Below are 11779 nucleotides of genomic sequence, written 5' to 3'. Positions count from 1 at the left end.
AGTGTTTTTGATATAAAATACTAATTATGTAAGATAAGAGGGAGTTTTGATGCATCTGATTAATCATAAATATGAGAATTTAGAGCATCTTGAAACATTCATCGAAGAATCTATCCCGAAGAGCGGCTCCCTTCTTATACAACTCTTTAGCGGCGTTATGGACAAATCCCTGATCCAGCCGATACTCGATCTTCTTGTGTTACGATTTCCTCACGTTTCATTGATCGGCTCTACGACAGCCGGCGAAATCATGGACGGCAAGATGAGTTCTTCACGGATCGTTATCTCGTTTTCTCTTTTTGAAGCGACGGAAGTATCGACCTATTATTATCCTAAATCTGATTTTGAGAATGGAGGGCGTGCGGCTCGAGAAATTCTTACCGAGCGTTCCAAAGTGTGTATCGCTTTTAGCGAAGGATTAAAAAATGATTCGGAATCTTTTTTAAACGGATTTTCTGCTGTTCGGAGTGATGTCATGATCGCGGGGGGGAATGCCGGAGATGATCTGACATTTACCCGCACCTATATTATGAATGGGAACGCAATCTATAACGACGGTATCGTTATCGCAGTACTCAATAGCGATGTGCTGCAGGTGCATAATGCCTACTCCCTGAATTGGACTTCGGTCGGTAAAGAGATGACCATTACGAAGGCAAACAAAAATGTCATTTATGAGATCGACGGCCGTCCGATCCAAGAGCTCTACACTCACTATTTGGGGGCGGAAACGGTAGCCAGGATACCTGCCAGTGCCATAGAGTTCCCCCTTATAAAAATAGAAGACGGTGTTCGTATCGCACGCTCTATTATTGCTAAAACCGAAGACGGCGGATTGGTATATGCCGGTCATTTTCATAACGGAGAGAAAGTTCGTTTTTCCATCGGAAACGTTGATGAGATACTCAACCATGCCGTGGATGTACGTGATACCGTTGCCTCGGGGCCTGTCGAAGCGACCTATATCTACTCCTGCTCGGTACGGAAACTTTTTGTACAAGAACAGCTCAATTATGAATTTGGGCTAATCAACGAAATCGCACCCACGGCAGGGTTTTTTACGTACGGAGAGTTTTTTCATTCTCCCTCAGATAATCAGTTGCTCAATATTACGACGACGACCCTCTCTTTGAGCGAGATGAAGCTACTCGCTTCGCCCGACAAGGGGAGTGTGGATGAGTATCGCCATTCGATGCTCAAATCCCTTACCTATCTGATCAACGTTACCCAAGATGAACTCGATGACAGTATACGATTCCTCGATCAGTATAAGATGGTTTTGGATGAAAGTTCTATTGTCTCGAAAACGGATTCAAAAGGGATTATTACCTATGTCAATGACGCTTTTTGCGAAATATCAGGGTATACCCGTGAAGAATTGATCGGTAAAAATCACAACATCGTTCGTCATCCTGACAATTCACCGGATATATTTGAAAATCTTTGGACGACAATCGAATCGGGGAAGGTTTGGAAGAAAACATTTAAGAATTTTTCTAAAAAAGGGACAGAATACTACGTGAAATCGGTTATTGCTCCGATTTTTGATGACAAGGGAAATATAGTCGAGTACATTGCCGCAAGGATGGATGTGACCGACTTAATCGCCAAAGAACGGATTATTCAACGTCAGCTTACGGATGAACTGACCGGATTGAAAAATCGTACGGCTCTCTTTGCCGATTTGGAAAACAGCGCGAAAGAGCCGACGTTGGTTGTATTGAATATCGACCGTTTTTCCAATATTAATGATTATTTCGGCTACGCTGTGGGAGACGATCTTCTCAGAGCATTTGCCAAAAATATTGATCAATTAATCGATCATAATCATATTTATCGGATCAGCGGAGATGAATTTGTATTTATCTGTACGGATGAACTTAACGATACTTTGAAAGAGCAGATTGTTGAATATGTCAATAATCTTGAAAGCCATAAATTTAAAATCGGTACCTACGATATATCCGTCAAAGTTTCCGGCGGTGTGGCACATGCCATAAAAACGGAAGTGTATAACCTAGCGCATATTGCCCTCAAAGATGCCAAGGAAAAACGGGCTAAGGTTATTTTCTTTAATGATAATCGTGCTTTGAGCGAGAAAACACATAATAATATTATGGTAGTCAATACAATCCAGTCCGCTATTGAAAATGACCGTATAATCCCTTATTTTCAAGGAATAGTCGATAATAAAACCCGTTGTATTACCAAATATGAAGCGCTTATCCGCATGATTGACGGAGACGGAAAAGTTGTCAGTCCTTATCTCTTTCTTGAACATGCTAAAAAGTCAAAGCTTTATGACAAGCTGACTCGAATCATGATCGCCAAAACATTTGCCGTATTTGAAAAATTAGAGTACGAGTTTGCGATTAATCTGACGTTGCATGACATCATGTCTGAAGAGACACGTACCTTTATTTACAATACGCTGGAGAGATCTTCAGCATCGCACCGCCTCGTCTTTGAGATTGTTGAAACCGAAGAGATAGAGAACTTTTCCGAAGTTGTAGAATTTATCAAAAAGATAAAAAAGTATGGGGTGAAAATTGCGATAGATGATTTCGGCTCCGGCTATTCGAACTTCAGCTATCTCTCAAAGCTTGATGTCGATTACATAAAAATTGACGGTTCTTTAATTAAAAATCTAAATATCGACGAAGATCATCTCCTGACTGTGCAAAGTATCCTTCTGTTTGCGCAGAAAAAGGGGATTGCAACCATCGCCGAATTTGTGGAGGATGAAGCCATCTTCTCCAAACTTGTTGATTTAGGGATAGACTATGCACAAGGGTACCTTTTCTCCGTACCCGATTCGGTTATTCGCCCGTAATTTTACGGGGATTCCTTCACATTTATTTCTCAGTGCGACAAAAACGTCGCTATTTGTCAAACTCCCCTTTTTAAAACAATAGAACATCATTTGCATAACACTTCTTAGAAAATGGTTGCGTGCTGGATGAGGCAGAGGATCATTGGATTTTTTACTAAGGAGTTTAACATGAGCTGTTCCTCAAGCGGTAACGAAGCTTTTATGCCAGATGACATCAAAGAGAAGATTCATAATCATCCATGCTATTCAGAGGGGGCACACCATCACTATGCCCGTATCCATGTTGCAGTTGCCCCAGCGTGCAATATCCAATGCAACTACTGTAACCGCAAATACGATTGCTCCAATGAATCCCGACCGGGAGTCACCTCAGAGCGTCTTTCACCGGAAGAAGCAGCTAAAAAAGTACTTCTCGTCGGCGGTGAAGTGCAGCGTATGAGTGTACTCGGTATCGCTGGACCGGGCGATGCGTTGGCGAACCCGAAAAAGACGTTTGAGACTTTCGGTATGGTACGCAAATTTGCGCCGGATCTTAAACTTTGTCTCTCCACAAACGGCTTGGAACTTGCAACGTATATTGACGAAATGGTAGAGCACAATATCGATCATATCACGGTCACCATCAACACGGTTGATGAAACCGGAGAGATCGGAAGCCAAATTTATCCGTGGATTTTCTATAACAATAAACGCTATTACGGCAAAGAGGCGGCGCAGATTCTCTTGGAACGTCAGTTGGAAGGGATGAAGAAATGTGTCGAAAAAGGGATTTTGATCAAAGCGAACTCGGTTCTTATCCCCGGTATCAATGACAAACATCTCCAAGAAGTATCCAAAAAGCTCAAAGAGATCGGTGTTTTCTTGCACAATATCATGCCTATCCTCTCCGAACCGGAATTCGGAACCGCATTCGCCCTTGCAGGGGTTCCGAGTGCGACCGATCAGCAGCAGATGGAAGTTCAAGAAGCCTGCGGCATGGATATGAAACTGATGCAGCACTGCCGACAATGCCGCGCCGATGCAGTCGGACTTATCGGTGAGGACCGCGGGGCAGAGTTCACCAAAGATACCTTTGCAGGGCTTAGTTTTGACGAACTTCAAATTAAATACGATCTTGAAGCACGTCAAGCCGCTCAGGCAAAAATCGAAGAGTTTAGATTTTTCCTCGATCAAGCCAATGAACGTGTCCGCAAAGAGAAAGAAGAACTCAGTTCCGATGGTCATACAATTCTCGTAGCGGTAACGACGGCGGGTGAGGGGATGATCAATCAACATTTCGGAAGTGTTCGAGAATTCCTGATATATGAGGCAGGGGATAAAGGTATCCGATTTATTCACCACCGTAAAGTAGAAGCTGAATATTGTGCTGGACCGGACGGTACAAACCCTCTACAGCCGATTTTGGATCGCCTCAAAGATGTAAAACTGATTTTGACGGCAAAAATCGGAGGGTGTCCTCAAAATGATCTTTCGGCTGCCGGAATCGTTGCGGATCAAAGTTACGCCTATCAGCCGATCGAAGCGTCGGTACTCAAAGCGACGCGTAAATATTTCAACCTCCCGGAAGTGTTGGAAGTAAATTAAGGAGCCTATTATGGCGCTCATCAACGATACCACTCTGCGCGACGGGGAGCAAGCTCCCTATGTCGCATTCAATACCGCTGAAAAACTTCGCATAGCCACACTCCTGGATGCCTGTGGTGCGGACGAACTCGAAATCGGTATTGCGGCAATGGGTACCAAGGAGCGTGATGATATCAAAGAACTTTTAGGCTTGGGACTGAAAGCACGGATGATGACGTGGAATCGGATGAAAATGGACGATTTAGAGGCATCACTGTCGTGCGGTATTAAAGCGGTTGACCTCTCCATTCCGATCTCCGATATTCTTATTGATGTTAAATTCGGAGGAAGCAAAGGTAAGGTTTTGAGTGAACTGGAACGTGTTGTAACTGCCGCATCGCGAGAGGGATTATTCGTCTGTATCGGCGGTGAAGACAGTTCGCGCGGAGAACTCTCTTTTATTCGCGATGTGATGGAACTGGGTCGCGAGTGCGGAGCTGAACGTTTTCGCTATTGCGATACGATCGGTGTAATGACGCCGACACAAACCTACCACACGGTCAAATCGTTATGCGATTACAATATTCTCCCCATTGAAATGCATACGCACAATGACTTCGGACTGGCTAATGCTAACGCACTCAGCGGAATCGATGCGGGTGCCATCAGTATGAATACCACGGTGATCGGATTAGGGGAGAGGGCAGGCAATGCCTCTTTCGAACAGATATTGATGGCCCTTAAACATCTTTACGGTGAGGAACGGGCCATTGATCCGGTGTTATTGCGTAATCTTGTTTATGCCGTTGCGAATGCGGCCAATATCCATTTGGCAACCAATGCCCCTATCGTCGGAGAGCGCATTTTTGCCCACGAAAGCGGTATCCATGCCGATGGTATGATGAAAGATTCACATGCGTATGAACCGTATGAAGCCGAAGAGGTAGGACTTAAAAGCTCTTTTCCGATTGGAAAACACTCCGGAAGTGCAACGATTCGATACCATTTGGCACGGATAGGGATTAGTGCGGATAATTCGATTTTGGGGGAACTTCTTCCGAAAATTCGGGAAATTGTCACATCCCGCAAGCGGGTATTGGAAATCGGCGAGCTGAAATCTCTTTATCAGGATGCGATATGTTTATAGGATGGCTTAAATATGCTGACGTAGCTGAACTGACAAAAATCGCCGAAGAGACGGGATGGCTGTTGGACGGGTATCATGTCAAACTTATGATGATGCATGCTCCTCATCTGTGCTATGGGGCATATGAAGACGGTATCCTTATCGGTGCCGTGATGGCAATTGAGTTTGAAACTTCGGCAATGATCAAATATTTCATGGTGAAACCGAGTTATCAAAAACAGGGTATAGGCCGACGCCTATTTACGACGCTTTTGGCGGTATTAAAAGATGAACACCCCTCTTTGTATCTCCATGCAAATCCTCAATTAAAAAGTTTTTTTGAGCAAAGCGGCTTTACTTCGGTTATGGAAGTGGGACGGTTTCTTAATGTCGGTAAAGTCCCTCCGTTTAGCTTTACCAACGCGCAGGCCAAAGAGCTCGACGGCGGAAACTTCGATGCTACGATCCGTCGAATTGATATGGAGACCTTCGGTGAAGATCGGATGGATTTTATGATGGACGAGATGGAACGAAACAGTTCCCTTAAATTTGCCCTTCCCAATTCATTTCAGCACTCCAGTGTTATTAATTCTCGCGGTGTTTATCTTGGCCCGTGGCAGTGTCGCGAAGGGTTTGAAGAGGAAGCCGAGAAGATGATGCAGGGGGTACTCTATTTTCGCGGACTCAAAAAAGTGATTGCCGATGTCCCGATGGGCAATACGAAAGCGGTAGAGCTTTTTAAAAAATACCATTTCGTGCAAAAAGGGACATTTCTACATATGAGCTACGGTGAAGTGCGTACCGTCAAATTTGAGAATATTTACGCATTTTCACTTTGATCCCAGTTGATATTCTGAAAATCTTTAAAAAACTCATAGAAATCGGTTAAGGGGAGTTGACGTATAATAACGATTATTCGATGATAAAAGGAATACGATGCGATTTTCATGGATAGCAATATCTGCTTTATTGGCCTTTAGCGGTTGTTCGCAAAAAGGTGCATTTGACCTTTTCAAAATGGATGAGACCCATGAACGTTCCGTAGAACAGCTTCGCAGCGGTGCAATCGTCCTCTCTTTGGAAACCAAAGCTATTTTTTCATCTTTGTACCTCAACCGTACTGATCCGGCAGTTTATAATGAAGGTGAGAATTTTGTTGTTTCTGTCTATTTTGAAAATGATGACAAAAGCTATAAGGTAAGGGAATTGGAATCAAACGGTTATGAGGTAACTCTTAACGGAAAAAAAGCGACGGTGATCGAGCCTCTTGCCGAAAAAGATCCAAGACGCTCGCTCATGCCGGTTCAGAATAATTGGAACCGGTACTATTTTATTCGCTTTGACTCAGACCAAAACTCTTCTTTAGCGCTTCGGCTCGAAAAGAATCAGACTGGCTCGGTTGTACTAAATTATCAAAAATGGCCGTTAGTGACACCGGCTCCCCTAAAATCTTCTTATAAATAACGTAGTTGGCAAGAACTCTCTTGCCGTACTCTCTGTTTTCGTCATTACCGATCAACTCCATACTTAAAAACGGCTCGAATTGACCCGGTAAAAATCGTCCGCCATCCATCAATAGCCGCTTTGTTGATCCCATTCCCCCATTATATCCGTAGGCGATAAGGACGGGGTTATAGAAATTATTGATCAGATGCTGCATGTGGGAAATTGAATAAGCGATACTGATTTCAGGCTGAAGCATATCAAAATAGGTGGTCGGTTTAAGCGGATGAACTTTGCTGATAGTGTCGATATTAAACGGCATAATCTGCATTAGACCCAGTGCGAATGAGCGTGAAATCAATCCGGGAATAAAACGGGTTTCCTGACGCATGAGAGCGTAAACGAGTGCTTTTTGATCGGTGCTTATGGTGCTCATATATTGATCGTAAGGCATCGTGAAGTTATGGATATACGGCTCATAAGTACGTTCCAAGACATACCCCTGAACACCGACGGAGTCGTCTCCGTCACAGCGGTCTATGAGATTAACGATGGTATCAGGGGTCGAATTTTTGACCTCTTCGGCAAATTCTCTCCACTGAAACGGATCTATTCCGTTGATACTGTCGCTGCGGTGCACGGTAGGGAGCGTGGTAAAGTAGTTTTCCGTCGGCAGCTGAAGAAGCTCTCGGGCATAGAGAACATACATGTTAATATCAAGACTTTTGGAGAGTTCATCCAAATAGGTTTGGTCTTTGGTAATCTGATAAATCCAAAATGTACTCTTGTCTCGATCGATTGGGCTGTAAAAACGGCTTTTTGCCTCTTTCAAATGCTCCAGCGCAATGTCGAATTTCCCGTATTTGATATCATTCATTGCAAGGAAAAAATGGGTTTGCGGGTCAAAATGGCCGCCGGTAACAGCGCAAAGCGATTGCTGCATCTGATCCATCGCAGGATCGGTTACGGTGAGGAAAACGATTTGTGAGAAAGAGGGACTCTGAGTCAATGTATCCACAACGTCCAGTGAGAGCGGATGATTAAAGTTCTCATGACGATAACTTGCTCCTGCAAGACGAAAGAGGGTTGTTTCGTTGGCGATATTCACGGGCGAGCTATAAAAGCTCTCTTGGTTCATTGCACGAAGCCATTCGACATTGCCGAATCGGTTATTAAGACGTGAGGCTATATTTTCACGCTCTTCAGGTTTAAGTGCGGTAGCTTTCGCCGGAGTAAGTGCCAGCATCAAACAATCATCGTTTTCAATAACCGGCAAATTACAGGCTTGTTCTTTAAGACACATTGCCGTATATTTGATCTCGGCTTCATTGGATTTGGCCGCATAATCGAATAAAAAGCGCTCATTGACGTTATCAACCTGATAAAAGGCTTCTGCGGCTTGCGAAGCGTTGATATCCTGATGTAAGAACTGCCATATCAAAAAATTTTTTTGACGCGATGCCGGCTTGTCATTGATATCGGAAAGGGTAATCCCCCATACACTTGAAGAGAGTAATAAAGCTAAAAGTGCAGAGCGGATCATGATGAGAGAACTACGGCGTTAATGATATTGACCAATATCACATCGATTACTTGCAGTAAAATCACCAAAATCAAAGGGGCGAGATCAATCCCGTTGAAAACAGTCGGCATAATACGTCTAAGGGCACGGTAGGCAGGTTCAGTGAGACGATAGATGATCTGAACAATCGGATTGTACGGATCTGGACGCACCCATGATAGAAGAGCCCCGATAATCAAAACCCAGATATATACAGTGATCAGAGAGTGGACGATGCCGCCCAATCCGGAAACTATTCCCCCCATCATTTCGCCACCTCTTTCAGATAATTTTTAATATGAGTATACAAGTCGTTCATCTCCGGCCCATGTTCTGCACCGCCGATGAGAATCCGCAAAGGTTTGAAGAGGCTTTTTCCTTTTAAGCCGCTATGCTCGATCAAATAAGCTTTGTACGATTCATAGTCGTCAAAATGGGGAGCCTTGAGGGTTAAATCACGTAAGAGATCAAATCCTTCTTTATATTCGTCGGGAACATTCTTAGGGGCAAATATGGCCCCGATTTTAGCGCGGAGCTCTTTGAGTGTACTCGCCTCTTCTAAAAAAAGTTTTGCCAAATTTCCGATCTCTTCATCGGCGAACCCGACATAACGGGAAAGTTCTTTGGGATCAAGCCCTTTGAGATGTTCACGGTTGATAAATTTGAGTTTATCCATATCAAAACGGGCAGGGGCTTTTGAAAGTGTTTTAAGATCAAACCACTTAATCGCCTCTTTGAGGGTGAAAATTTCACACGGAGGTTTATTTCCCATTAAAATGAGATAGTTGGTAATCGCTTCGGGGAGATACCCCTCTTCAAGGAGCCATTTGACACTCGAAGCGTCATCCCGTTTTGACATCTTTTTACCCTCATTTCCGAGGATGATCGGCAGATGGGCATATTCGACTTTTTTGGTGTAGCCGAGCGCTTCATGGATAGCGATCTGTTTTGGGGTGTTGCTTAGATGATCTTCTCCACGGATAATGAGTGAGATATCGGCAAGCATGTCATCAACCGCACACGCAAAATTGTAGGTAGGATATTTATCGGCACGCATTAAAATAAAACTGTCAATATCATCCGGGGCAAAGGTCGATTCTCCTTTGATTAAATCGGTTACGGTAATGGAGTGTTCCGGTTTTTTTAGTCGGATGGTGAAGGGAAGAGGGTTGTCGATAACCTCTTCATCCGGGAGGTTTGCGCAAGCCCCGTCGTAGCGGTAGGCAATTTTTCCCTCTTTAGCCGCTTCACGCTTGGCATCGAGCGTTTCAGAGGTACAAAAACAGTTAAATGCTTTTTTATCCTGAAGCAGTTGTAACGCCATCGCACGATGAAAACGGAGATTATTGCTTTGAAGCTGTTGCTCTTGGTACTCAATACCAAACAGTGCCAAAATTTCGAAAATCTCTTTCTCTTTTCCGGGAATATTTCGTTCTTTGTCAGTATCTTCAATGCGGATAAGCAGAGGCTCTTCACGCTGAACAGCAGAAATGTAATTAAATAACGCGACACGAAGATTGCCGATATGCATATCGCCGGTCGGACTTGGAGCAAAACGGAGCATTAATATTTCCTAAATCTTTTTTGCAATATTAGCAGAAACTCTGTTTAAGGTAACTTTGTCCATATTTAAGGGGTGAAAAGCCACTTATTGGGTATAATTTTATTTAATTCACAACCATAATTTAGGAATGCCGTTGTCCATTCAAAAAATTGCCAAATATGCCAAACACTTTGATCTTCTTATCCTTCATGAAGCTGAGTTTCCTGTTCCGTTTGAAGAGTATGCAACGAATGTATTTCGTACGTCAGAATTTAAAACCATTGATCACATTATCTCGGATGAATCGCCTGTCCATTGTCACTTATTGATTATTTGCGGGTCATACGATTTTTTAAAATCCCCTTCGTTGAAAAATGCGGTTTCTGTGATCCAATCGCTCGAATCGATAATTCTGACTCCCGATTTTAGAAATATAAATGTGTATAAAATTGCCCTCTTTTTTCATGCATTGAATGTCAATGCTGTTCCCGTCACTGAAGATGAATTTGCTGCTGCGATGATGGGAATTTTTTCCTCATTGGTAAAAAAACATAATGAATCGATTTTAGTCAATTACGATCGGACGATTTCCGAATTTTCCGATAACCTCTTTTGGATTCATAAACAATCAAAAGCGGTGTACGCCAATGAAACGCTCAAACGAAAATTCGGCATTAAAAATTTGGACGAATTGAATCAAAATTTTCAAGATAAAGAGATGTCGGCCTTTCTTAATAGCTCCGGCATTTCTCAAAAAATGATTTCGAAGAAAGATATCAGCGGCGAGATAAAAGAATATTTTGTTACCAACCAGCCTCTAAAAGAGGGGGAGTTCCTTGTCAGTATGGTCCCTTTAATCGCACCGATACAAAAATGCGATAAACAGCTTCACAACCGAATGGGTTTTATCGAGCTTCTCAAAGATGCTTTTGTGATTCATAAGCGAGAAAATGAAGCTATTCCGGTCATTATCATGTACGTTGAAAATTCGGATAAAATCATTGAGATGCGCGGTGAAGAGGTATACAATGACGTGTGTAAAGAGATGCTTCAATTGGCACGATCGTATTTTGACCATGATGTCGAGATGGCACAGTGGAATAAACATATTTACACCATTATCGCATCGGGTATCTCGTTGGATGAACTCAAAAAATCGTTGGAAAAATTCCATCAGAATCTGGGGGTTGAACTCGCAGCTGAAGGAACTTCGATCCTCATGGACTCTTTTATTATCGATATGCACGGGGTTGAGCTCAATAAAGCAATCGGTATCATAGACCATATCAAACATAAACAGCTCCTCTCTCGCGATTTAGCCCATCTTGTCCATTTTGAAATCTCAGCATCGCCGCAAGAAACCTTCGATGAACATGCGCAGGCGCTCCATTATCTTGAAAAAATGATTATGACCAAAACATCGGTGAAGCTCCTGAACTTTTATAAAGGGATTCGTATCAGTACGGCGGCGCATATCGTCAAGATTTCAAACGATATGGTCTATGTTTCCATTGAAAAAATTCAGGGTTACGCGATGAAACTTGAGCAGAGCGTCGTGATTCAGGGGGCTAATATCCCTTTTGATATTTTAGCCAATGTTAAAATTGTCGATGTTGCGAAAAAAATAGCGGTGTTATCCAATTTTGAGCCTCTTCAAGCTTCCGGCAACAACCGCCAATATATCCGTATCCAGAGTGATCATCGGATGCA

The 11779-nt window shown here is 43.1% G+C and carries 8 protein-coding genes; 5 read left to right on the top strand and 3 right to left on the bottom strand.

Going from position 1 to position 11779, the window contains the following annotated elements:
• Positions 1–49: 49 nt before the first annotated feature.
• The 4 genes from Q0C19_RS07570 (at position 50) to Q0C19_RS07555 (ending at position 6361) form a co-directional block, all read left to right on the top strand.
• Positions 50–2833 carry an EAL domain-containing protein gene (locus Q0C19_RS07570; protein WP_295054695.1) on the top strand — a complete coding sequence of 928 codons (2784 nt, stop codon included), beginning with the start codon at positions 50–52 and terminating at the stop codon, positions 2831–2833.
• Between the two features lie 168 nt (positions 2834–3001).
• Positions 3002–4417 carry a nitrogenase cofactor biosynthesis protein NifB gene (gene nifB / locus Q0C19_RS07565; protein WP_295054692.1) on the top strand — a complete coding sequence of 472 codons (1416 nt, stop codon included), beginning with the start codon at positions 3002–3004 and terminating at the stop codon, positions 4415–4417.
• Between the two features lie 10 nt (positions 4418–4427).
• Positions 4428–5543: a homocitrate synthase gene (gene nifV, locus Q0C19_RS07560; RefSeq protein ID WP_295054689.1), complete on the top strand. Its 1116-nt coding sequence runs from the start codon at positions 4428–4430 to the stop codon at positions 5541–5543.
• A complete protein-coding gene (locus Q0C19_RS07555) occupies positions 5534–6361 on the top strand; it encodes a GNAT family N-acetyltransferase (RefSeq protein WP_295054687.1) in 828 nt (275 codons plus the stop codon). Before nifV ends, Q0C19_RS07555 begins: the two co-directional genes overlap by 10 nt.
• Positions 6362–6852: 491 nt before the next feature.
• Here Q0C19_RS07555 and Q0C19_RS07550 read toward each other — a convergent pair whose 3' ends face one another.
• From Q0C19_RS07550 to gltX, 3 genes are read right to left on the bottom strand one after another with little or no spacing between them, the layout of a single operon-like run.
• Positions 6853–8508, bottom strand: a complete 1656-nt coding sequence (locus Q0C19_RS07550) for a lytic transglycosylase domain-containing protein (protein WP_295054684.1) — start codon at positions 8506–8508, stop codon at positions 6853–6855.
• A complete protein-coding gene (locus tag Q0C19_RS07545) occupies positions 8505–8795 on the bottom strand; it encodes a YggT family protein (protein ID WP_295054681.1) in 291 nt (96 codons plus the stop codon). Before Q0C19_RS07545 ends, Q0C19_RS07550 begins: the two co-directional genes overlap by 4 nt.
• A complete protein-coding gene (gene gltX / locus Q0C19_RS07540; RefSeq protein WP_295054678.1) occupies positions 8792–10090 on the bottom strand; it encodes a glutamate--tRNA ligase in 1299 nt (432 codons plus the stop codon). Before gltX ends, Q0C19_RS07545 begins: the two co-directional genes overlap by 4 nt.
• A gap of 133 nt (positions 10091–10223) precedes the next feature.
• On the opposite strand from gltX, the gene Q0C19_RS07535 reads away from it, so the two are divergent.
• On the top strand, positions 10224–11779 hold a 1556-nt coding region (locus tag Q0C19_RS07535), incomplete at its 3' end, for a hypothetical protein (RefSeq protein ID WP_295054675.1).

Origin of the sequence: Sulfuricurvum sp. (genome assembly GCF_023250475.1) — a bacterium.
In the GTDB taxonomy this organism is placed as follows: Bacteria; Campylobacterota; Campylobacteria; order Campylobacterales; family Sulfurimonadaceae; genus Sulfuricurvum.
Note: the sequence above shows the minus strand (reverse complement) of the source record. Positions and strands in the feature narration are given on the sequence as shown.